The organism is Kitasatospora sp. NPDC029312, from assembly GCF_055569215.1.
In genome coordinates this window covers 73368-95434 of sequence record NZ_JBVHXY010000024.1, presented here as the reverse complement: position 1 = coordinate 95434, position 22067 = coordinate 73368, and the positions used below count along the sequence as shown (strand labels likewise).

Here is a 22067-nt window from a genome sequence, read left to right as displayed (position 1 = left end):
GCCGAGCTTCGGACATCAGCGCGCCCACGGGCAGGCGCAACCAAGGAAGGTTACAGCGTGCTCATCGCGCGCGGGCCCAGATCGCTGCGGACGGGCAGGGGCGCGACCCTCACCCGCGCCCCCAGGATCGCCAGTCCGTGCGGAGCGACGACCACCGGTTCGAGGTCCACCGAGGCGATCTCCGGCACGTCGTCCACGAGCTGCGACACCCGCAGCAGCAGTTCCTCCAGGGCCGCGGTGTCCACCGCCTCGGCCCCCCGCCAGCCGAACAGCAGTGGCGCAGCCCTCACCTCCCGGATCAGGCTCGCGACGTCCTGGTCGGTGGCCGGCACCAGCCGGTGGGCCACGTCGCCCAGCAGTTCGGCCGGGGCGCCGGCCAGTCCGAAGGAGAGGATCGCGCCCACGGCCGGGTCCACCGTGGCGCCGATCACGGTGTCCACGCCGCGCGCGGCCATCCGCTGCACCACCAGCTGGGCGCCGGCCGCGCCGCCGAGCAGGGCGTCCAGCTCGCGGTGGGCGCGGCGCAGGCCCGGCTCGCCGGTCAGGTCCAGGCGGACGCTGCCCAGGTCGGGGCGGTGGCGCAGGTGCGGGGCGGTCGCCTTCAGGGCGACCGGGTAGCCGAGCCGCTCGGCGGCCCGGACGGCGCTCTCCTCGTCCGGGGCGGGCAGCGCCGGGGAGACGTCGATGCCGTAGCGGGCCAGCAGCACCTGGGCGTCGGTCTCGGACAGCGTGATCCGGGCGCCACCGGGCTGGGTGCGCGCGGCGGTCGCGGCGCGGGTGCTCAGCGCCGCCTCCACCAGGGCGCGGGCACCGGGCTCGTCGATCCGGTCCAGCTCGGGAACGCGCGCCGTCTCCTCCGCCTCGGCGGTGCGGCTGCGCCACTGGGCGTAGTGCACGGCGTGGGCGAGGGCGTGCACGGCGCGCTCGGGGGCGGCGTAGGCCGGGATGCCGCCGGGGCGCAACCGGGCCGGCAGGTCGGTCAGGGCCAGGTGTGCCAGCACCAGGGGCTTGCCCAACTCGCGGGCGCGGGCGCCCGCTTCGAGCAGGCCGGTGGCGATCTCCGGGTCGTCCGAGCCGAGCTCGGGGTCGTCCGGGCCGGTCAGCCGGCCGCCCGTGAAGGCGTGCGCGGCGGTGCCGATCGGCGGAATGGCGACGGCGATCACGGCGTCCACGGCGGGGTCGCTGAGCGCGACGTCCAGGGCGATCCGGAAGTTCTCGCCGGTCGCGGCGGTGGTGAGGTCGACGGGCGTGCGCGGGCGCAGGCCGGCGCTCAGGCAGGCGTCGTAGGTGAGCAGGCCGAGCGAGTCGGAGTTGCCGACCACGGCGATCCGGTCGCCCGGCGGCAGCGGCTGCTGGGCGAGCAGTTCCCCGGTGTCGAAGAGATCGGTGATGGTCGCCACCCTGATCACGCCGGCCTGTTCGAACAGCGCGTCCACGGTGGCGTCGCGCAGGCCGGTGGCGGTGGTGGGGACGGCGTGGCCGGGCGGCAGGCTGCCGGTGTGCCGGGCGCCCTTGACCACGACCACCGGCTTGGCGGCGGCCAGGCGGCGGGCGATCCGGGTGAACTTGCGGGGGTTGCCGAAGGACTCCAGGTAGAGCAGCACCACCTCGGTGGCCTCGTCCTCGGCCCAGTACTGGAGGAAGTCGTTGCCGGAGACGTCGGCGCGGTTGCCGACCGAGGCGAAGGAGGAGACGCCGAGTCCGCGCTTGTGGGCGGCCTCCAGCAGGGCGACGCCGATCGCCCCGGACTGGCAGAAGATCCCGAAGCCGCCGCGATCGGACAGGTGCGGGGCGAGCGAGGCGTTCAGCGGGCGTTCGGGGTCGGTGTTGATGAGGCCGAAGGCGTTCGGGCCGACCACCCGCATGCCGGCCGCCCGGGCCTGGCGGACCAGGGCGCGCTGCCGGTCCCGCCCCTCGGGGCCGGTCTCGGCGTAGCCGGCGGTGACCACCACCAGGCCCTGCACCCCGTGGGCGCCGCACTCGGCGACGGCCGCCGGGACGGCGCTCTCCGGGACGGTGATCACCGCGAGGTCGACCGGCCCGGGGACGTCCAGCACCGAACGGTGCACCGGTACGCCGTCCAGCTCGGTGCCGGGCGGGGCGTTGCGGTTCACCGCGTACACGGCGCGCGGCTCGCCGCCGGGCTCGTACCGGCTCCGGAACTCGGTGCCGAAGCCGCCCAGCAGGTCGCGCAGGATGGCCCGGCCGACGGTCTGCGGGTTGCGGGAGACCCCGACCACGGCCACCGACCGCGGGTTGAGCAGGCGCTGGACGGAGCGGGCCTCGGCGCGGTGCTCGCGGGCGCGCATCACCGCGAGCGAGCGGTCGGTCTGTTCGAGGTCGAATTCCAGGTGCACGACGCCGTCGGCGAAGCTGCGGCGCTGGGTGTAGCCAGCGTCGGTGAAGACCTTCACCATCTTGCGGTTCTCGGGCAGCACCTCGGCCTGGAAACGGCGGATGCCGCGCTCCTGGGCGACGGCCGCGATGTGCTCCAGCAGGGCGGAGGCGACGCCGCGGCCCTGGTGGGCGTCCTGGACCAGGAAGGCGACCTCGGCGTCCGTCCCCTGCTCGGAGGGGCGGCCCTCGGCGTCGATCCGGTCGTAGCGGACGGTGGCGATGAAGTGGTCCCGGACCACCACGGCGAGGCCGACCCGGTTCACGAAGTCGTGGTGGGTGAAGCGGCGGACGTCCTTGTCGGACAGCCGCGGGTAGGGGGCGAAGAAGCGGAAGTACTTGGACTGGTCCGAGACCTGCTCGTAGAACTCCACCAGCCGCCCGGCGTCGTCGGGGGTGATGGGCCGGATCCGGGCCGTACCTCCGTCGCGCAGCAGGACGTCGGCCTCCCAGTGCTGCGGATAGCCGGTCTGCTCGGGGTTCGCCACCGTGGGGTCGTCCACATTCGTCAGGTTATCCGGCGGCGGGCCGAATGGCGCCGGTCGCGTGCTCGCGGCAGGGTGGACGGGGCCACTGGCCGGGCCTTATGCCCCGAAAAGAAACAATCACAACTCCTGAACGCGGCGGCTCCGAGGGGTTGCCTGCGTGCGACACTGGTCTAGACAACACGGTCGTTTCCCCCGCTCCCCGAGCACGGCCGTGACCAGCTTCACCGGAAAGGCACGTCTCATGGCCGAGCGCCGCGTCACCATCGGTTGGGCCGAGGGCCTGCACGCCCGTCCCGCCTCCGTCTTCGTCCGGGCCGTCACGGCCACCGGCGTGCCGATCACCATCGCCAAGCCGGGCGGCAACCCCGTCAACGCCGCCTCCATGCTCGGCCTCCTCGCCCTGGGCGCCCAGGGCGGCGACGAGGTCGTCCTCGCCTCCGACGCCCCCGACGCCGACGGGGCCCTCGACCGCCTCGCCAAGCTCGTCGCCGAAGGCCTCGACGAGCTGCCGGCCGCGGCCTGAGCCTGCGCAGCCGCCCGATCGGGGGTGCCGCCACACCGTGGCCGGCACCCCCGATCGCTGTGATCAGCCCTTCACGCAGACCACCTGCTTGAGGTGCGCGACCACCTCGACCAGGTCCTTCTGCTGCTCGATGACCTTCTCGATGTTCTTGTACGCGCCCGGGATCTCGTCCACGACGCCGCTGTCCTTGCGGCACTCCACGCCGTGGGTCTGCTCGGCCAGGTCCCGGGTGGTGAACCGCTTCTTCGCGGCGTTGCGGCTCATCTTCCGGCCGGCGCCGTGCGAGGCGGAGTTGAACGCCGCCTCGTTGCCGAGGCCGCGGACGATGTAGGAGCCCGTCCCCATCGAACCCGGGATGATCCCGTAGTCGCCGGAGCCCGCCCGGATCGCGCCCTTGCGCGTGACGAGCAGGTCGACGCCGTCGTAGGACTCCTCCGCCACGTAGTTGTGGTGGCAGCTGATCACCTCGTCGAAGGTGACCTTCGCCTTGGCGAACTGACGGCGGACGACGTCCTGGAGGAGCGCCATCATCAGGGCGCGGTTGTTCTTGGCGTACTCCTGCGCCCAGAACAGGTCCTGACGGTAGGCGGCCATCTGCGGGGTGTCCGCGATGAAGACGGCCAGGTCCTGGTCGACCAGGCCCTGGTTGTGCGGCAGCGAGCGGGCGACGCCCATGTGGTGCTCCGCCAGCTCCTTGCCGATGTTGCGGGACCCGGAGTGCAGCATCAGCCAGACCGCGCCGGTGTCGTCGACGCACACCTCGCAGAAGTGGTTGCCCGAGCCGAGCGTCCCCATCTGCTGCATCGCCCGCTCACGGCGCCACTTGACCTCCTGCGCCACCCCGTCGAAGCGCTGCCAGAAGTCGTCCCAGCCCGCCGTCCGGAAGCCGTGCAGCTTCGCCGGGTCGACCGGGTCGCTGTGCAGGCCTCGGCCGACCGGGATCGCCTGCTCGATCTTGGACCGCAGGCGGGACAGGTCGTCCGGGAGGTCCTCGGCGGTGAGGGAGGTCTTCACCGCGCTCATCCCGCAGCCGATGTCGACGCCGACGGCCGCCGGGCAGACCGCGCCCTTCATGGCGATGACGGAGCCGACGGTCGCGCCCTTGCCCAGGTGGACATCGGGCATCACGGCGAGACCGTGCAGCCACGGCAGGGAGCTGATGTTGCGCAGCTGCTGCATGGCCTGGCCCTCGACCGTCGCCGGATCGGTCCACATCCGGATCGGGACCCGGATTCCGGGCACCTCGGTGTACGTCATGATCGAACGACCTCCAGAGGTCGGGTGGTTCGGGAAGGGGATCGCCACGCGAAACGGATCCCGGCGCGGCTCGGGGAAGTTCGGGGCGGGTGCGCTCAGGCAGCCGGCGCGGAACAGGGGAGGGACGGCCTCGGGGAGCGTCGTATGGTTCGCTCGACCCGCATGGTGACCGCCTCCCTTCGTCCGTCGCAGTTCGCACGTGGTGTGCGTCGGGGAACATCTATCCACGGAGCGGGCCGGGCCCGCAAGGGATTTAGAAACGCGCCGGCCCGGTGGAGCGGGCGCTCCACCGGGCCGGACGGAAACGGCGGCAGGACTCAGCTGACGACGGTGACCTCGCCGATCCCCAGCGCCCGCACGTCGGCCTCGACCGCGGCGGCGTCACCGACCAGGACGGTGACCAGGCGGTCCGGCGGGAAGGCCGCGACCACGGCCTCGGTGGCCGCGGCGGTGGGCAGTTCGGCGAGCTGCCGGTAGACCTCCGCCTGGTAGTCGTCGGGGAGCTGCTGCTCGACCTGGTCGGCCAGGGTGCCGGCGACCGAGCCCGCGGTCTCGTACTTCAGCGGCGCGACGCCGACCAGGAACTGCACGGCCTCGTCCCGCTCGGCGTCGGTGAGACCCTCGGCGGCGAGGGTGCGCAGGATGGTCCAGGTGTCGGCGAGCGCCGGGGCGGTGGAGGCGGTGTCCACCGAGCCGCTGATGGCCAGCAGCGAGCGCCCGCGGCCGTCGGCGGCGGAGCGCAGCGGCTGGGCGAAGGCGCGCACACCGTAGGTGTAGCCCTTCTCCTCGCGCAGCACCCGGTCGAGCCGGGAGGTGAGGGTGCCACCCAGGCAGTACGTCCCGAGGATCTGGGCGGCCCAGACCGGGTCGTGCCGGTCCGGCCCGATCCGGCCGATGAGCAGCTGGGTCTGCACCGAGCCGGGGCGGTCGACGATCACGACGCGGCCGCGGTCGTCGGCGGTGACGGGAGCGTGCGCGGAGGGCTCGGCGGCGGAGCCCGTCCAGGTGCCGAGGGTGCTCTCCAGCAGGGCGGGCAGCTCGACGCCGGTGAGGTCGCCGACCACGACGACGGTGCTGGTGGCCGGGCGCACGTGGGCCTCGTAGAAGGCCTTGACGGCGGCGCGGTCGATCGACTTGACGGTGTCGGCGGTGCCGCTGCGGGGCCGGGAGAGGCGGTCGGCGGCATCGAACAGCTCGGCGTAGAGGGCCTTGGCGGCGCGCCGGGCGGGGTTGGCCTGCTCGTGGACGATCTCGTCCAGCCGGTTGGCGACGAGCCGCTCGATCTCCTCGGCGGGCAGGGCGGGGGCGCGCAGGGCGTCGGCGAGCAGGGTGAGGCCGCGCTGGAGCCGGGAGGCGGGGACCTCCAGGGAGACCCGGATGCACGGGTGGTCGGCGTGGGCGTCCAGGGTGGCACCGGCGCGCTCGAGTTCGGCGGCGAACTCCTCGGCGGTGAGGGTGTCGGTGCCCTCGCTGAACGCCCGGGCGAGGATGGCGGCGATGCCGTCGAGGCCCTCGGGTTCGGCGGCGAGCGGGGCGTCGAGGAGCACCTCGACGGCGACCAGCTGCTGGCCGGGCCGGTGGCAGTGCAGCACGGTGATCCCGTTGCCGAGGGCGGAGCGCTCGGGGGCCGGGAAGGCCCAGGGGCTGGGGGTGCCGGGCTGGGGCTGGGGGTGGAAGGTCATCGCGGGGACGTAGTCGGTGCTCATGCGGCGGCACCCTCCTCTTCGGAAGCGGCGTCGGAAGCGGCGGCGGTCGGCTCGTAGACGAGGACGGCCCGGTTGTCGGGGTGGAGCCGGGCCTTGGCGACGGCCTGGACCTCTTCGGCGGTGACGTCGAGGACCTTGGGGAGGGCGTCGTTCAGCAGCTTGGGGTCGCCGAACAGGACGGCGTAGCGGCAGAGTTCGTCGGCGCGGCCGGCGACGGTGGTGAGGCGGTCGAGCCATTCGCGCTCGATCTGGGCCTGGGCGCGCTCGAGCTCCTCGGGAGTGGGGCCCTCCGCGGCGAAGCGGGCGAGTTCCTCGTCCACGGCGGCCTCAATCTGCGCGATGGTGGCGTCACCGGAGGTCTTGACGTCGAGCCAGCCGAGGCTGGGGGCGCCGGCCAGGCGGAGCAGGCCGAAGCCGGCGGCGACGGCGGTGCGGTCGCGGCGCACGAGCCGGTTGTAGAGGCGGCTGGACTCGCCGCTGCCGAGGATGGTGAGCGCGAGGTCGGCGGCGTCGGCCTCCCGGGTGCCGTCGTGCGGCAGGCGGTAGGCGGCCATCAGGGCGCGGGAGGGGACGTCCTCGTGGATCTCCTCGCGCAGTTCGCGGCCGATGGTGTCGGGGAGTTCACCGGAGCGCGGGGGCTGCTTGCCGTCGTGGGCGGGGATCGAGCCGAAGTACTTCTCGACCCAGGCGATGGTCTGCTCCGGGTCGATGTCGCCGACGACGGACAGCACGGCGTTGTTGGGCGCGTAGTAGGTGCGGAAGAACGCGCGGGCGTCCTCCAGGGTGGCCGCGTCCAGGTCGGCCATCGAGCCGATCGGGGTGTGGTGGTACGGGTGGCCGTCCGGGAAGGAGAGCGCGGTGAGCTTCTCGAAGGCGGTGCCGTACGGGACGTTGTCGTAGCGCTGGCGGCGCTCGTTCTTGACGACGTCGCGCTGGTTCTCCATGGACGTCTCGTCGAGGGCGGCGAGCAGCGAGCCCATGCGGTCGGCCTCGAGCCAGAGGGCGAGCTCCAGCTGGTGGGCGGGCATGGTCTCGAAGTAGTTGGTGCGCTCGAAACTGGTGGTGCCGTTGAGCGAGCCGCCGGCGCCCTGGACGAGCTCGAAGTGCCCGTTGTTGGAGACGTTGGCGGAGCCCTGGAACATCAGGTGCTCGAAGAGGTGGGCGAGGCCGGTGCGGCCCTTGACCTCGTGGCGGGAGCCCACGTCGTACCAGAGGCAGACCGCGGCGACCGGGGTGAGGTGGTCCTCGGAGAGGACGACGCGCAGGCCGTTGGCCAGGCGGTGCTCGGTGATGGCGATGCCTCGGCTGGAGGCGGGGGCCGGGTTGGCCATGCGCTCGGGTCCTTCCCGTCGTCGATGTCGGGGTTCGTGTGGCGTCCCCATTGTGGTGCAACGCGCGGAGGGCGTGTTCGTGTCCGCGCGGACGGGGCGTTCGCCAGGGGCGGAAGAGGGCCGCTGACCGGGAGTGTCGGCGGGAGGGTCCACAATGGGGGCGCCGTGCCCTGTTGACGGCGCCCCGTTGACGGGTCCGGAGGCAGGGCGGCGGACGGGACGGTGAAGGCCGTCCCGTCCCGTCGACAGACCGCCGATGACCGACCGACGGCCGATGACCGACCGACCGACGACACAGCCAGCGACACGTAAGGGAGCCCCGCCGCGATGGCCCGCCGCAGTTCGCAGACCCCGCCGCCCGGAGACTTCGAGGAGCGCATCCTCGACGTCGACGTCGTGGACGAGATGCAGGGCTCCTTCCTGGAGTACGCCTACTCGGTGATCTACTCGCGTGCGCTGCCCGACGCGCGGGACGGTCTGAAGCCGGTGCACCGCCGGATCCTGTACCAGGCCAACGAGATGGGCCTGCGCCCGGACCGCGCGCACGTGAAGTGCGCCCGCGTGGTGGGCGAGGTGATGGGCCGGCTGCACCCGCACGGTGACGCGTCGATCTACGACTCGGTGGTGCGCATGGCGCAGCCGTTCTCGATGCGGCTGCCGCTGATCGACGGGCACGGCAACTTCGGTTCGCTGGGCAACGACGACCCGCCGGCGGCGATGCGCTACACCGAGTCGCGGCTGACGGCGGCGTCGATGGCGATGGTGGAGTCGATCCACGAGGACACCGTCGACTTCGGCCCGAACTACGACGGCAGCGAGCAGGAGCCGTTGGCGCTGCCGGCCGCGTTCCCGAACCTGCTGGTGAACGGCGCGACGGGCATCGCGGTGGGCATGGCGACGAACATGCCGCCGCACAACCTGTCCGAGGTGGTGGCGGCGGCCCGGCACCTGATCAAGCACCCGAACGCGGACCTGGACACGCTGATGCGGTTCGTGCCCGGCCCGGACCTGCCGACCGGCGGGCGGATCGTGGGCCTGTCGGGGATCCGGGACGCGTACGAGTCGGGCCGCGGCACCTTCAAGATCCGGGCGACGGCGACGGTGGAGGCGGTGACGGCCCGCCGCAAGGGCATCGTGGTCACCGAGCTGCCGTACAACGTCGGCCCCGAGAAGGTCATCTCGAAGATCAAGGACCTGGTCAACGCGAAGAAGCTGCAGGGAGTCGCGGACGTCAAGGACCTGACCGACCGCGAGCACGGCTTGCGGCTGGTGATCGAGGTGAAGAACGGCTTCGTGCCGGAGGCGCTGCTGGAGCAGCTGTACAAGCTGACGCCGATGGAGGAGACCTTCGGCATCAACAACGTGGCGCTGGTGGACGGCCAGCCGCTGACGCTGGGGCTGAAGGAGCTGCTGGAGGTCTACGTCGACCACCGCTTCACCGTGGTGCGCCGGCGCAGCGACTTCCGTCGGCGCAAGCGCGAGGAGCGGCTGCACCTGGTCGAGGGTCTGCTGGTGGCGCTCGTCGACATCGACGAGGTCATCGCGATCATCCGGTCGAGTGACAATGCCCAGCAGGCGAAGGAGCGCCTGATGGAGCGCTTCTCGCTGTCGGAGACGCAGACCGGCTACATCCTGGACACCCCGCTGCGGCGGCTGACCCGGTTCGACCGGGTGGAGCTGGAGCAGGAGAAGCAGAAGCTGACCACGGAGATCGCGGAGCTGACCGAGATCCTGGACTCGGACACCAAGCTGCGCAGCGTGGTGTCGTCCGAACTGGGCGCGGTGTCCAAGCAGTTCGGGACGGAGCGGCGAACGGTCCTGCTGGAGGCGGGCGCCGCGCCGGCGGCGGCCCTGGCGGTGCCGCTGGAGGTGGCGGACGACCCGTGCCGGGTGCTGCTGTCCTCGACGGGGCTGCTGGCGCGGACGGCCGACGGCGAGCCGTTCGAGGTGTCGGAGAAGCGTTCCAAGCACGATGTGATCGTCTCGGCGGTGCACGCGACGGCGCGCGCGGACGTGGGTGTGGTGACCTCGGCGGGGCGGGTGCTGCGACTGCCAGTGATCGACCTGCCGGCCCTGCCGCCGACGCCGTCGCCGACGCTCGCGGGCGGTGCGCCGGTGGGCGAGTTCCTGCGGCTGGAGGCCGGCGAGCGGGTGCTCGGGCTGACGACGCTGGACGAGTCCTCGCCCGGCTTGGCGCTGGGCACCGTGCAGGGCGTGGTGAAGCGGGTGGTGCCGGAGTGGCCGGCGAACAAGGACGAGTTCGAGGTGATCGCCCTCAAGGAGGGTGACGAGCTGGTGGGCGCGGTCGAACTGCGCACCGGCGAGGAGGACTTGGTCTTCATCACCTCGGACGCCCAACTGCTGCGCTACCCGGCGGGCCAGGTCCGTCCGCAGGGCCGCCCGGCGGGTGGCATGGCGGGCATCAAGCTGTCGGACGGTGCCCGGGTGCTGTCCTTCACGGCGGTGGACCCGGCCGCGGACGCCGTGGTGGTCTCGGTGGCGGGCACCTCGGGGACGCTGTCCGGCGAGGAGCAGACCAGCTGGAAGGTCACCCCGTTCGAGCAGTACCCGCGCAAGGGTCGCGCCACCGGCGGCGTCCGCTGCCAGCGTTTTCTGCGCGGCGAGGACGGCCTGGCGTTCGCCTGGGCGGGTGCCGCCCCGGCCCGGGCCGCCACCGCCAAGGGCGCCCCGGTCGACCTGCCGGAGCGCGACCCGCGCCGCGACGGCTCGGGCACCCCGGTGACCACTCCGATCGCGGTGGTGGCCGGCCCCGCGTGAGAGCGCGACCGGTGCGGAGGGCGGGGTGCCTGCGGGCTCCCCGCCCTCCGGCGCACCCGGGCCGGGCCGGACCGCTGAGGGTAGCCTTGCCCGGGTGAGCACCTGTGCGACCGTGTCGCGTGAACTTTCGGAGCCGCTGACCGCCACGGCCGCGGTGGCGGCCACCTGGCTGCTGCTGGAGCAGAACGGCCCGTGGGGCGCGAAGGCGCTGGGTGAGAGCCACCTGGACGCGGCCGTGGGCCGGGCGCTGGACGCGGCCGCGGCGGGCACCGGGGTGCGGGTGGCGCTGATCCGGCGGCCGGGCCGGCACGCGGACTGCCTGCCGACGGCGCGGCACGAGGTGGTGGTGGCGCACACCGTGCCGGGGCGCGGCTGGGTGCGCCGGTCACAGGTGGCGGACCCCGCAGAACTGCTGGAACTGGACTTCGCGGCGCTGGGCGCCGGGGACCACACGGGTTTCGGGGTGGAGCACGTCGGCGGCCCGCTGGCCATGGTGTGCACCAACGGGCGGCGGGACCGCTGCTGCGCGCTGCTGGGCCGCCCGCTCGCGGCGGAGCTGGCGGCGGCCGGGCACAGCGAGGTCTGGGAGGTGACCCACCTGGGCGGGCACCGCTTCTCCCCCACCATGCTGGTGCTGCCGTACGGCTACGCGTACGGGCGACTGACGGCGGAGAGCGCCAAGGAGGTGCTGGCCGCGACGGCGGCCGGGCGGATGGTGCCGGAGTGGGCGCGGGGCTGTTCGGGCTGGGAGCGTCCGGGCCAGGCGGCCGAGCACGCGGTGCGGCTGGCGACCGGCGAGACCGGCGTGGACGTGCTGACGCTGACCCAGCGGCCGGACGGCGAGGGCCGCTGGCTGGTGCGGGTCATGCACCGGGACGGCCGGGCCTGGGAGGTCGACGTGATCGAGACGGTGAGCGAGCCGCCGCGCCCGGAGAGCTGTGGCAAGGCGGCGGGGACGCCGTCGCGGATGGACGTGCTGTCCGTGCGGGGCCTGTAGCGGCCGCACGGGGCGCACGGCGGCCCCGCGCCCGTGGGGGTGAGCGCGGGACCGCGGCTGCGGAGGGAAAGGGCTCTCAGCCGGTGGCCTTGCCGACGAACTCGGTGGTGTAGGTACGGGAGAGGTCGATCGTCCCCTCCTTGCCCATGACGTCCGGGTGGAAGGCGGCGAGAACCGCGAGCACCGTCCGGGGCCCGTCGGCCGGCATCACCCCGTCGGTGGTGAACATCGGCAGGGTCGCCTTGATCGCCGCCGCGTACTGCTCGGCGCCGCCCTGCGCGTAGTCGGCGGGCATCTTGGCGGCGATCTCCTCCGGGGTGTGAGTGGACATCCACGCGAGGGTCTTCACGAAGGCGTCGGCCAGCTTCTGGGTGGTGTCCCTGTTCTTCTCCACCCAGTCGGTGTTCATGTACAGCGAGGACGACGGGTAGAGGCCGCCGAGCGCCTGGCGCGAGCCCTCGGGGGTGCGCATGTCGTAGAGGATCTTCCCGAGGCCCTTGTCGAGGACGTTGGCGACGGTCGGGTCGGTGGTCATCCCGGCGTCGATGCTGCCCTGCTGGAGCGCGGCGATGAAGGTCTGTCCGGCGCCGACCGCGATCGGGCTGAACTCGCTGACGGCGGTGCCGTTCTTGACCGCGAGGTACTTGGTGAGGAAGTCGGTGGAGGAGCCGATGCTGGTGACGCCGAGCTTCTTGCCCTTGAAGTCGGCGGCGGACTTGACGGCGTCGGCCTGCTTGGCGGAGACGAGCTCGACCTCGCCGGGGGCCTGGGCGAACTGCACCACGGATTCGACGTGCTTGCCCTTGGCCTGGAGGTCGATGGTGTGGTCGTAGAAGCCGACGGCGCCCTGGACGTCGCCGGCCAGCAGCGCGGTGGTGGCGTTGACGCCGGCCGGCTCGCTCATCAGCTCGACGTTGACGCCGGCGTCGGCGAAGTAGCCGAGCCGCTGGGTGAGCATCGCGGGCAGGTAGATGACCTTGTCCAGGCCACCGACCATGATCTTGACCTTGGGCCCGTCGACCTGCCGGCCGGCCGGGGCGGCGGCGCCGTGGGTGGCGGTGGCGGCGTCGTTGGCGCAGGCGGAGAGCGGGAGGAGCAGGGCGGCGACGAGGGTGGCGGCGGCGACTCTGTTCGTCGAGTTCGGGCGCATGGCTGGGGGAGCCTCTCTCTTCTTACGGGCGGGGGGAGTTCAGCGGCCGTCGCCCGCGTCCGCGGGCTTCCAGCGGAACAGCTTCTTCTCGGCGAAGGTCAGCAGTCCCTCGGTCACCAGCGCGACGACGGCGAGGATGCTCATGGCCGCGTACACCCCGGCCGCGTTGAAGGTGCCCTGGGCGGCGGCGACCATCAGGCCGAGGCCCTTGGTGGCGCCGATGTACTCGCCGACGATCGCGCCGATCAGTGCGAAGCCGAAGCTGACGTGCAGGCTGGTGAAGATCCAGGTGGTGGCGGCGGGGATGACCACCTGCAGGGTGACCTTGCGGTTGTCGGCGCCGAGGATGCGGGCGTTGGCGACGAGGTTGCGGTCCACCTCGCGGGCGCCCTGGAAGGCGTTGAAGAACACCGGGAAGAACACCAGCACCACTGCGGAGGCGACCTTCGACGCCGGGCCGAGGCCGAACCAGATCAGGAAGATCGGGGCGAGCACGATCCGCGGGATGGCGTTGAGCACCTTGATGTACGGTCCGAACACATCGGCCAGGAAGCGGATCCGGCCGAGCGCGATGCCCAGCAGCACACCGCCGATGACGCCCAGCACCCAGCCGGTGAGGGCCTCGTACAGGGTGTAGCCGATCTGCTCGCCGAGCGAGCCCTGGGCGGTGCCGTGGCTGATCCACTGCCAGGTCTGGTCCCAGATCCTCGACGGCTGCGAGAAGTTGAACGGGTCGATGACGTTCGTCCGGGCGCAGACCTCCCACAGGCCGAGGAAGGCGACCAGCACCCCGACCCGGGCTCCGTAGACGCCCAACTTCCGGTTCCGGGCGGCCCGTTCGCGGGCCTCGGTTCTCGTCGTGGCGGCCGCGGGCTTTCCCGCCGGCGCCGACGCGGTCTCGGACGCGGTCTCAAGCGGCACGACCCGCTCCTCTCTCCCGGGTGATCCGTACCTCTTCGCCGAGCGAGGCCCAGATCTCGCGGTACAGCTCGACGAACCTCGGTTCCAGCCGGACGGCCTCCACGGTGCGCGGTCGCGGCAGGTCGACGGTGAACACCTCCTTGACGGTGGCCGGCCCGGCGGTCATCACCACGACCCGGTCGGCGAGCGCGATGGCCTCGTCCAGGTCGTGGGTGACGAAGACGACCGAGGCCGCGTTCTCGGAGGAACCGCTCCCGGCCCACAGCTCCAGCAGCTGGTCGGACATCAGGGCGCGGGTCTGCACGTCCAGCGCCGAGAACGGCTCGTCCATCAGCAGGATCGCCGGGTCGTTGACGAAGGTCTGGGCGAGCGCGACCCGCTTGCGCATGCCGCCGGACAGCTGGTGCGGGTAGCGGTCCTCGAAGGCGGCCAGGCCGACCCGGCCCAGCCAGTCCCGGGCGCGCTCCCTGGCCTCGGCGGCGGGCACACCGCGGAAGCGCGGCCCGGCCATGACGTTGGAGAGCACGGTGCGCCACGGGAAGACGGCGTCCTGCTGGAAGACGAACCCGACCCGGGGGTCGATCCCGCGCACGGGCTCGCCGTGCACCCGCACCTCGCCCTCGGTGGGCTCCTCGAGACCGCTGACCAGAGTCAGCGTGGTGGACTTGCCGCAGCCGGTGGGGCCGACGACGGCGACGAACTCGCCCTGGGCGACGGTCAGATCGAGATCGCGGACGGCGGTGTGCAGGGCCCCTGAGGGGGTGCGGAAGCGTTTCGTCGCGCCGGTCAGCTCGATCGCCGGGGTACTGGTCATTGATCCTCCCGGGTCTGTGCTTGCCCCCGAAAGGTAGGAGCGGGCCCGGCCGTCCCGGGAGCCTTCTCCGCGTAGTGCGGGTTCTCCGCGTTGAGGGGTGTTCTGCTCGTTTTGCTTCCGCTACAACTGCGGGGACGCGGTGACAGAAACACGGCGGAAACATAGGGTGTCCCAACCCCCGGCCCGCACCATCCCGCACCACCCCGTCGAACCGGCACCCCCGGACCGCCCCGCACCGCCCCGCACCACCTCAGCCGCCGAGAGGAGGCCCGGATGAAGCTCCCCCACTGGCCCCGCCGGGTCTTCGCCCAACTGCTGCTGAGCCAGACGGTCGTCACCGTCGGGGTCACCGCGGTGACCGCCGGGCTGTTCCTGGCCCCGGTCAGCAGCGAGCTGGACCACGACGCGATGCAGCGTGCGCTGTCCATCGCCCAGGCCACCGCCACCGACGAGACCATCGCCCGGGCCGCCGCCACCCGCGACGCGGTGACCGCCCAGCGCAACGCCGAGCAGATCCGGCTGGCCACCGGCGCCAGCTTCGTGGTGGTCACCGACCTGGACGGGATCCGCCTCTCGCACACCGACCCGGTCCGGATCGGCCACCGGGTCAGCACCGACCCGGAGCCAGCCCTCAACGGCCGCAGCGTCACCGCCATCCAGCAGGGCACCCTGGGCCGCACCGCCCGGGGCAAGGTGCCGCTGCGCACGGCCGACGGCCGGATCGTCGGCGAGGTGTCCGTCGGCATCAGCGACGACTCGATCCGCCGGCGGCTGCTGAAGATGCTCACCGGCATCCTGCTGTGCGCCGGCGCCGGCCTGGCCGCGGGCACCGTCGCCACCCTCGCCCTGGCCCGCCGGCTCAAGCGCCGCACCCACAACATCGCCCTCGCCGACATCTCCGCGCTGCTGATCGAACGCGAGGCGATGCTGCACGGCATCCGCGAGGGCATGGTGGCGCTGGACGAACGCGGCCGGATCCGGCTGGCCAACGACGAGGCCGTGCGGCTGCTCGGCCTGCCCGAGGACTGCACCGGCCGTCCGATCACCGAGGTGCTGCCACCGGGCCGGCTGACCGACGTGCTGACCGGCCGGATCACCGGCGCCGACCTGCCCGCCGTCCGGGACGACCGGGTGCTGGTGGTGAACCGGATGAACACCGCCGACGACGGCGCCGTGGTCACGCTGCGCGACCGCACCGAGCTGGAGTCGCTGGTCCGCGAACTGGACACCACCCGCAGCCTGACCGAGGCGCTGCGCGCCCAGGACCACGAACACGCCAACCGGATGCACACCCTGCTCGGCCTGCTGGAGCTCGGCCACCACGAACAGGCGGTGGCCTTCATCTCCGAGCAGTCCGGCTCGCACGCCGTGGTCGCCGCCGGGATCGCCGAACAGGTCCGGGATCCGCACGTGGCGGCCCTGCTGGCGGGCAAGACGGCGGTCGCCGCCGAGCGCGGGGTGCGGCTGGCGCTGGCCCCGGCGGCCCACCTGCCGGACGCGGTGGTGGACGCCCGGGCGCTGGTGACGGTGCTCGGCAACCTGATCGACAACGCAGTGGACGCCATGGCACCCGGCGGGGGCGGCAGCGCCGAGGTGACGCTGGCGGCAGCCGGCTCCACCCTGCTGCTGCAGGTCGCGGACAGCGGCCCGGGGGTGCCGGAGGAGCTGCGCGAGCAGGTCTTCGAGGAGGGGTGGACCAGCAAGGACGCGCCCGCGCACCGCCCGCGCGGGCTGGGCCTGGCGATGGTGCGGCGGCTGGTCGAACGGACCGGCGGCCGGGTCGTGCTCGACACCGGCCCGCTCGGCGGCGCCCGGTTCACCGTCGAGCTGCCCGAGGCCCTGCTCACCGCTCAGCTCGTGGAGGCCCGATGATCGACGTACTCGTGGTGGACGACGACTTCCGGGTCGCGGACGTGCACGCCGCGTACGTGGCCAAGGTGCCGGGCTTCCGGGTGACCGGCACCGCCCACTCCGCCGGGGAGGCGCTGGCCGCCCTGGAGCGCCGCCCGGTGGATCTGCTGCTGCTCGACCACCACCTGCCGGACGAGACCGGCCTCGCGCTGGTCCGGCGGCTGCGGGACCGGCAGGTGGCCTGCGACGTGATGATGGTGACCGCGGCCCGGGACGTCTCCACGGTGCACGCCGCGATGCAGCACGGCGCCCTGCAGTACCTGGTCAAGCCGTTCACCTTCGCCGGCCTGCGGGAGAAGCTCACCTCCTACGCCCAGTTGCGGCACGCGCTGGCCGCACCGGCCCGGGAGGCCGGCCAGGACGAGGTGGACCGGCTGTTCGCGACCCTGCGCAGCGCCTCCGCCACCGCCGGACCGCTGCCCAAGGGTCACTCGGCGCCGACCACCGATCTGGTGCTCGGCGTGCTGCGCCGGGCCGCCCGGCCGCTGTCCGCCCAGGAGGTGGCCGACGCCACCGGCCTCAGCCGCTCCACGGCGCAGCGCTACCTCAAGCAGCTGGAGCGGGACAGCCGGCTGCGGCTGACCCTGCGCTACGGCGACACCGGCCGCCCGGAGCACCGCTACGGCCTGGCCGCCAGGGCGTAGCGGCCGGCGCACGACCCCGGAGCGGACTCGGCGCGGACCTGGCGCGGACAGGGGGGAACCCCGGCGGCCCCAGGCCCGCCGGGGTTCCCCGGGCACAGCGCTCAGGACGAACCTAGGCTGCGCCCGCACCGGTGAGGGCACGCACCTCCAGCTCGGCGAAGCGGTCCGCGTCGGCGGGCTCGGCCGAGGTGAGCGTCCCGATCCAGCCGGCCAGGAAGCCGAGCGGGATGGAGACGATGCCGGGGTTCTCCAGCGGGAACCAGTGGAAGTCGACGCCGGGGAACAGCGCCACCTTGGAGCCGGAGACCACGGGCGAGAAGACCACCAGCGCGATCGCCGGGACGAGCCCGCCGTACACCGACCAGACCGCGCCCCGGGCGGTGAACCGCGACCAGAACAGGCTGTACATCAGCACCGGCAGGTTGGAGGAGGCGGCCACCGCGAAGGCCAGACCGACCAGGAAGGCGACGTTCAGCTGCTGGGCGAAGAGGCTGATCGCGATCGCTGCCGCGCCGATCCCGGCGGCGGCGAACCGGGCGACCACCACCTCCTGCTGCTCGCTGGGCTTCGCCACGGTTTCGGCCGCACGGCCGCGGCGGGAGCGCCCGTGCCAGGCGCCGGCCCAGATGTCGTGGGCGAAGGCCGCCGAGGAGGCCAGGGTCAGCCCGGCGACCACGGCGAGGATGGTGGCGAAGGCGATCGCCGAGATCAGCGCGAACAGCACCACCCCGCCGGTGCTGCCGTTGCCACCGCCGAGCACCAGGGCGAGCAGCGGAACGGCGGTGTTCCCGGCCGGGTTGGCGTGCCGCACCTCGGCCGAGCCGACCAGCGCGGTGGCGCCGAGGCCGAGCGCGATGGCCATCAGGTAGAACCCGCCGACCAGGCCGATCGCCCACATCGTGGAGCGGCGGGCGGCCCGGGCGGTGGGCACCGTGTAGAAGCGGGACAGGATGTGCGGCAGGCCGGCGGTGCCCAGCACCAGGGCCAGGCCGAGGCTGAAGAAGTCGAGCCGGCTGGTGAAGGTGGCGCCGTACTTCAGGCCCGGTTCGAGGTAGCGGCGCCCGGCGCCGCTGTGCTCGGCGGCCTGGCGCATCAGCTCGAACAGGTCGCCGTGGAAGCGGACTACCAGCAGCACGGTGAGCAGGACGGAGCCGGCGATCAGCAGGAAGGCCTTGACGATCTGGATCCAGGTGGTGGCCCGCATCCCGCCGACCGTGACGTAGACGATCATCAGGGCGCCGACGGCGATGATGGTCCAGGTCCGGGCCAGGGCGCTGTTGGTGCCGAGCAGCAGGGCGACCAGCGAGCCGGCGCCGACCATCTGGGCGACCAGGTAGAGCAGGGTGACCACGACGCTGGCGCCGCCGGCCGCCGCGCGCACCCTGGAGCGGCGCAGCCGCAGCGCGAGCACGTCGGCGAGGGTGTAGCGCCCGGCGTTGCGGACGAGTTCGGCGACCAGCATCAGCACGACCAGCCAGGCGACCAGGAAGCCGATGCTGTAGAGCACGCCGTCGTAGCCGTACAGGGCGATCAGCCCGGCGACACCGAGGAAGGAGGCGGCGGACAGGTAGTCGCCGGAGAGCGCGAAGCCGTTCTGCAGCGGGGTGAAGTCCCGGCCGCCGGCGTAGAAGTCCTCGGCGGCGTTGCCCTGGCGGCCGACCCAGAGGGTGATGCCGAGGGTGACCAGGACGATGACGGCGAACAGCACGATCGCCAGGTCGTGGTGGTCGCCGGTGGCGGCGACAGGCGGCGGGGTGGCGGTGGTCACCGCGTTCGTCAGGGCCGTCATCGCAGCTGGTCCTGGGTGTCCCAGCGCAGGCCGAGGGCGGCGCGGTCGCGCTTGGTCCGGGCGTTGCGGGCGTAGAGCCAGGTGAGCAGGAAGGTGCTGGCGAACTGCAGCAGGCCGAGCAGCCAGGCCACGTTGAGCGGGCCGGCGATCCGGCCGCGCATCACGCCGGGGGCGACGGCCTCGGCGGCGACGTACATCAGGTACCAGCCGAGGAAGCCGCCGCTGACCGGGAAGACGAACGCCCGGTAGCTGTGGCGGATGTCCTGGAAGGCCGTGCTGGCCTGGACGGTCCGGTAGACCTCGCTGCTGTCGGTGGTGCGCTGCGGCGCCGGGACCGGCTCCAGCCCCTGCGGCTCGCCCGGCGGAGCCGGTACGACGGCCGGAGCGGCGGCCGGCACGACGGGCGCGGTCAACGGCTCGGGCACGTCGTCCGCCGGCCGGACGGGGGCGGTACGGGCCTGCCGCGGCTGGACCGGTACCGCCGCTCGGCGGGGTTCGGCGGCCGGCTCGGGCGCGGTCGCGGCGGCCGGAGCGGCCCACCAGTCGAATCGCTGCCCCTGGCCGGGACTGCTCGTCTGCTGCTGTGGCACTGCTGCTCCTGGGCCGGCGGACGGTTCTGACCCGATTCATCATGGTGGCCGCCGAACACCGTCCCTGACCATCGCGGATACCTTCACTCGATGAGGTGGTCGATGATCCGACGGTCACTCATCCCACTACTGCTGCGTTCCGGTGATTCCGTGCCGGAAGGCGTACGCGACGGCCTGTGCCCGGTCCCGCACCGCGGTCTTGGCGAACAGGTTGTTGATGTGGGTCTTCACGGTGGCCTGGCTGACGAACAACCGCTGGGCGATCTCGGCGTTGGAGAGCCCCTCGGCGATCAGCGCGAGCACCTCGGCCTCCCGCACGGTCAGCCCGTCCGGCAGTTCCCCGGGCCGGGCCGCGGAGCGGGCGGTGGGTCGGGCAGCGGCCTGTGCGGGATGGGCGGGCTGCGCGGGTTGGGCGGGCTGGGCGGACTGCGCGGGTTGGGCGGGCTCCTCCGAAAGCCTTTTCAGCAAGCGGAGTTGGACCTGCGGGGAGAGCCCGGCCGCACCCGCCCGGACGTCCGCGATGGCCTTGGCGATCTCCTCGCCGCCGGCGTCCTTGGTGAGGTAGCCGCGCGCCCCCGCCTGCAGCGCCGGGAACAGCGAGTCGTCGTCGGCGTACGTGGTGAGCACCACCACCTCGGTCTCCGGATGGGCGGCCCGGATCCGCCGGGTCGCCTCGACTCCGTCCACCCGCGGCATCCGCAGGTCCATCAGCACCACGTCCGGGTGATGGCGCTCCACCAGGGTGACGGCCTCCTCCCCGTCGGCCGCCGCGCCGACCACCTCGATGCCGGGCAGCAGTCCCAGCAGCATCACGATGCCCTCGCGGACCACCGTCTGGTCATCCGCCACCAGCACCCTGGTGACCGCACCGACCGCTCCGGTCATGCCGGCACCCGCAGCACCACGCGCCACCCTCCGTCCTCCGGGCCCGCCAGCAGGGTGCCGCCGAGCAGTTCCGCGCGTTCGCGCATCCCGAGCAGACCGTACCCGCTGCCGCTGTCGGCCAGTTCCCCGGCGGACTCACCGCGCGGCGCCCGGGTGTTGCGCACCTCCAGCTCCACCTCCCCCTCCAGGTAGCGCAGTTCGACGGCGCACCGGGCGCCCGGCGCGTGCTTGCGGACGTTGGTCACCGCCTCCTGCGCGGTGCGCCGCACGGCGAGGCCTGCCTCGGCGGCCAGCGGCCGGGGCGTGCCGGTGACGGTGAACGCGGCCCGCTCGCGCCCGGTCAGCTCCACCAGGAACTCCCCGACCGGGGTCAGCTCCCCGCGCAGCGCGGACAGCGCCTGCCTGGTCTCGGCCAGCCCGTCCTGCGCCATCCGCCGGGCGGCGACGACCCGTTCGCGGACCTGCTCACGGTCCGTCCCGGCGTCCAGCATCAGCCGTGCCGCCTCCAGGTGGACCAGCTGGGCGGAGAGGCTGTGGGCGAGCACGTCGTGGATCTCCCGGGCGATCCTGGCCCGTTCGGCGAGCGCCGCGCTCTCCGCCTCGGCCGCCCGGGCGGCCCGCTCCTGGGCCAGCAGCCGACGGGCGGTGCCGCGCGCCTCGATGTCCAGCCGCAGCAGGAAACCGAGCAGGGTGACGCCTCCGATGGTGGCGGCGATGCTGAGCCAGCCCGCCCAGCTCGCCGCGGTGTACGAGCCCAGCGCGGTCGCGGCGGCGAGCAGTGCGGGCGCGGCCGGCAGGCGCACCAGGGCCGTCACGGCCAGCCCGATCCAGAGCAGGTCGGCGAGCGTGTAGGCCTGCCCCCAGTTGGCCAGCCAGGCGGCGCCGACCAGGGTGCCGGTCAGCAGGTAGGTGGCCGTCGGGCGCTGCTCCCTGCTGGCCTGGAGGTAGACCGCGCAGAGCACGGCGGCCGCGACCAGTCCGGCCGCCGCGACCGCCGCCGCCCAGCCGGTGTACTTGTCGTCGGAGAAGGTCCCCCAGCCGACGACGGCCATCACCACGGTCCGGCCGAGCACGGTGAGGACCCGCCGCGGCCGGCTCTCGGCCTCGCGCTCCAGCCCCTCGCGGGACGGCCAGCGGGTCCAGTACCACCCGGCCACGGGTGCCTCCTCGATGCTCACGGCGGTGGGTCGGTGCAGGACGGCGGGGGTCAGTGCAGGACGGCGCTGGTCGGCGCGGTCTCCAGCATCCGGGCCCTCCAGTTCACCACGAGCGAGCGGACCAGCAGCATGACCGCCATGCCGAGCAGCAGCGCGCTGCTCGCCTGGTGGACGTGCAGGGCGGAGCCGATCCCGTAGATTCCGATCCGGACGGCGATCATCCCGCCCCAGGCGGCCAGGGTGGCCTTGGTGCCCTTGACCAGGAGGGCGCCGTCCGCGGCCCGCCAGATCCGCACGGTCCAGCCCCAGACGGTGCCCATCGCGAGCACGGCGACCAGTCCGGCGGCCAGCAGGACGGCCGACAGCGCGGTGTGCTGGTGGTCGATGAGCTGCGGATCGCGCAGGGCGAGCACGCCCAGGATGAGCGGCAGCAGCCAGAAGCGGCGCTCGGTGTCCAGGCGTTGGACGCGCATCTGGCGCTGGAGCACCAGGACCACCACCGCGGCGATCACGAGGAGGTTGGCTACGGCAGACATCGGATTCTCCGTCTCGGGGAGAGGCTCGTCACTGACCTCTCCGACGCTACGGATCCGGCGCCTTCCGCTGATCGGAGCGCGGGTGGAGCCGGAGGTGGAACCGACGGCGGGGGGGGGGGGGGGGCACGGGGGGGGGGGGGGGGGGGGGGGCGCGGTGGCCTATAGTCATCCGGGTGTAATGGCGGGAGGGTTTCCC

17 protein-coding genes are annotated in these 22067 nt (G+C 73.2%); 5 read left to right on the top strand and 12 right to left on the bottom strand.

The genetic code is table 11. The annotated features are described in order from the left end of the window. Positions 1-50 precede the first annotated feature (50 nt). Positions 51-2897 carry a bifunctional acetate--CoA ligase family protein/GNAT family N-acetyltransferase gene (locus ACZ4WV_RS20825; RefSeq protein WP_465748763.1) on the bottom strand — a complete coding sequence of 949 codons (2847 nt, stop codon included), beginning with the start codon at positions 2895-2897 and terminating at the stop codon, positions 51-53. A gap of 226 nt (positions 2898-3123) precedes the next feature. On the opposite strand from ACZ4WV_RS20825, the gene ACZ4WV_RS20820 reads away from it, so the two are divergent. Beyond that, positions 3124-3405, top strand: coding sequence for an HPr family phosphocarrier protein (locus tag ACZ4WV_RS20820; RefSeq protein WP_465748761.1), 282 nt, complete (start codon positions 3124-3126; stop codon positions 3403-3405). A 63-nt stretch (positions 3406-3468) separates the two neighbouring features. Here the strand turns inward: ACZ4WV_RS20820 and ACZ4WV_RS20815 are convergent, their stop codons facing one another. The 3 genes from ACZ4WV_RS20815 to ACZ4WV_RS20805 form a co-directional block, all read right to left on the bottom strand. Then, positions 3469-4662 (bottom strand): RtcB family protein, encoded by a 1194-nt coding sequence (locus tag ACZ4WV_RS20815; protein ID WP_465748759.1) that lies wholly within the window; start codon positions 4660-4662, stop codon positions 3469-3471. Positions 4663-4979: 317 nt separating this feature from the next. Beyond that, complete coding sequence (locus tag ACZ4WV_RS20810) at positions 4980-6368, bottom strand: M16 family metallopeptidase (RefSeq protein WP_465748757.1); 1389 nt, start codon at positions 6366-6368, stop codon at positions 4980-4982. Further along, positions 6365-7699 (bottom strand): M16 family metallopeptidase, encoded by a 1335-nt coding sequence (locus ACZ4WV_RS20805; protein WP_465748755.1) that lies wholly within the window; start codon positions 7697-7699, stop codon positions 6365-6367. Before ACZ4WV_RS20805 ends, ACZ4WV_RS20810 begins: the two co-directional genes overlap by 4 nt. 327 nt (positions 7700-8026) lie before the next feature. Between ACZ4WV_RS20805 and ACZ4WV_RS20800 the strand changes: the two genes are divergently transcribed. Continuing rightward, complete coding sequence (locus tag ACZ4WV_RS20800; protein WP_465748753.1) at positions 8027-10477, top strand: DNA gyrase/topoisomerase IV subunit A; 2451 nt, start codon at positions 8027-8029, stop codon at positions 10475-10477. Positions 10478-10571: 94 nt separating this feature from the next. Then, entirely contained in the window at positions 10572-11474 is a 903-nt protein-coding gene (locus ACZ4WV_RS20795; protein ID WP_465748751.1) for a sucrase ferredoxin, read from the top strand. Positions 11475-11550: 76 nt separating this feature from the next. Here the strand turns inward: ACZ4WV_RS20795 and ACZ4WV_RS20790 are convergent, their stop codons facing one another. From ACZ4WV_RS20790 to ACZ4WV_RS20780, 3 genes are read right to left on the bottom strand one after another with little or no spacing between them, the layout of a single operon-like run. After that, on the bottom strand, positions 11551-12624 hold the full coding sequence (locus ACZ4WV_RS20790; protein WP_465748749.1) for an ABC transporter substrate-binding protein: 1074 nt from the start codon (positions 12622-12624) through the stop codon (positions 11551-11553). Positions 12625-12663: 39 nt separating this feature from the next. Further along, a complete protein-coding gene (locus tag ACZ4WV_RS20785) occupies positions 12664-13545 on the bottom strand; it encodes an ABC transporter permease (protein WP_465748747.1) in 882 nt (293 codons plus the stop codon). Then, a complete protein-coding gene (locus tag ACZ4WV_RS20780; protein WP_465748745.1) occupies positions 13535-14359 on the bottom strand; it encodes an ABC transporter ATP-binding protein in 825 nt (274 codons plus the stop codon). Before ACZ4WV_RS20780 ends, ACZ4WV_RS20785 begins: the two co-directional genes overlap by 11 nt. A gap of 273 nt (positions 14360-14632) precedes the next feature. On the opposite strand from ACZ4WV_RS20780, the gene ACZ4WV_RS20775 reads away from it, so the two are divergent. Both ACZ4WV_RS20775 and ACZ4WV_RS20770 read left to right on the top strand, forming a co-directional pair. Continuing rightward, positions 14633-16231, top strand: coding sequence for an ATP-binding protein (locus tag ACZ4WV_RS20775; RefSeq protein ID WP_465748743.1), 1599 nt, complete (start codon positions 14633-14635; stop codon positions 16229-16231). Then, positions 16228-16914: a response regulator gene (locus ACZ4WV_RS20770; protein ID WP_465748741.1), complete on the top strand. Its 687-nt coding sequence runs from the start codon at positions 16228-16230 to the stop codon at positions 16912-16914. The genes ACZ4WV_RS20775 and ACZ4WV_RS20770 overlap by 4 nt, the downstream gene beginning before the upstream one ends. Positions 16915-17026: 112 nt before the next feature. On the opposite strand, the gene ACZ4WV_RS20765 is transcribed toward ACZ4WV_RS20770, so the two are convergent. The 5 genes from ACZ4WV_RS20765 to ACZ4WV_RS20745 form a co-directional block, all read right to left on the bottom strand. Next, positions 17027-18703, bottom strand: a complete 1677-nt coding sequence (locus ACZ4WV_RS20765; protein ID WP_465748739.1) for a solute symporter family protein — start codon at positions 18701-18703, stop codon at positions 17027-17029. Continuing rightward, a complete protein-coding gene (locus tag ACZ4WV_RS20760; RefSeq protein ID WP_465748737.1) occupies positions 18700-19293 on the bottom strand; it encodes a DUF485 domain-containing protein in 594 nt (197 codons plus the stop codon). Before ACZ4WV_RS20760 ends, ACZ4WV_RS20765 begins: the two co-directional genes overlap by 4 nt. 126 nt (positions 19294-19419) lie before the next feature. Further along, on the bottom strand, positions 19420-20178 hold the full coding sequence (locus ACZ4WV_RS20755; protein WP_465748735.1) for a response regulator: 759 nt from the start codon (positions 20176-20178) through the stop codon (positions 19420-19422). Next, a complete protein-coding gene (locus tag ACZ4WV_RS20750; protein ID WP_465748733.1) occupies positions 20175-21335 on the bottom strand; it encodes a sensor histidine kinase in 1161 nt (386 codons plus the stop codon). The genes ACZ4WV_RS20755 and ACZ4WV_RS20750 overlap by 4 nt, the downstream gene beginning before the upstream one ends. Positions 21336-21385: 50 nt before the next feature. Then, entirely contained in the window at positions 21386-21871 is a 486-nt protein-coding gene (locus ACZ4WV_RS20745; RefSeq protein ID WP_465748731.1) for a DUF1453 domain-containing protein, read from the bottom strand. Positions 21872-22067 lie beyond the last annotated feature (196 nt).

What these genes read in the sequence shown, in the direction of transcription:
- ACZ4WV_RS20770 (WP_465748741.1), top strand. Translation starts at nt 16,228, where the DNA reads ATGATCGACGTACTCGTGGTGGACGACGACTTCCGGGTCGCGGACGTG.
- ACZ4WV_RS20780 (WP_465748745.1), bottom strand. Translation starts at nt 14,359, where the DNA reads ATGACCAGTACCCCGGCGATCGAGCTGACCGGCGCGACGAAACGCTTC.
- ACZ4WV_RS20810 (WP_465748757.1), bottom strand. Translation starts at nt 6,368, where the DNA reads ATGAGCACCGACTACGTCCCCGCGATGACCTTCCACCCCCAGCCCCAG.
- ACZ4WV_RS20755 (WP_465748735.1), bottom strand. Translation starts at nt 20,178, where the DNA reads ATGACCGGAGCGGTCGGTGCGGTCACCAGGGTGCTGGTGGCGGATGAC.
- ACZ4WV_RS20745 (WP_465748731.1), bottom strand. Translation starts at nt 21,871, where the DNA reads ATGTCTGCCGTAGCCAACCTCCTCGTGATCGCCGCGGTGGTGGTCCTG.
- ACZ4WV_RS20775 (WP_465748743.1), top strand. Translation starts at nt 14,633, where the DNA reads ATGAAGCTCCCCCACTGGCCCCGCCGGGTCTTCGCCCAACTGCTGCTG.
- ACZ4WV_RS20790 (WP_465748749.1), bottom strand. Translation starts at nt 12,624, where the DNA reads ATGCGCCCGAACTCGACGAACAGAGTCGCCGCCGCCACCCTCGTCGCC.
- ACZ4WV_RS20800 (WP_465748753.1), top strand. Translation starts at nt 8,027, where the DNA reads ATGGCCCGCCGCAGTTCGCAGACCCCGCCGCCCGGAGACTTCGAGGAG.
- ACZ4WV_RS20820 (WP_465748761.1), top strand. Translation starts at nt 3,124, where the DNA reads ATGGCCGAGCGCCGCGTCACCATCGGTTGGGCCGAGGGCCTGCACGCC.
- ACZ4WV_RS20805 (WP_465748755.1), bottom strand. Translation starts at nt 7,699, where the DNA reads ATGGCCAACCCGGCCCCCGCCTCCAGCCGAGGCATCGCCATCACCGAG.
- ACZ4WV_RS20765 (WP_465748739.1), bottom strand. Translation starts at nt 18,703, where the DNA reads ATGACGGCCCTGACGAACGCGGTGACCACCGCCACCCCGCCGCCTGTC.
- ACZ4WV_RS20815 (WP_465748759.1), bottom strand. Translation starts at nt 4,662, where the DNA reads ATGACGTACACCGAGGTGCCCGGAATCCGGGTCCCGATCCGGATGTGG.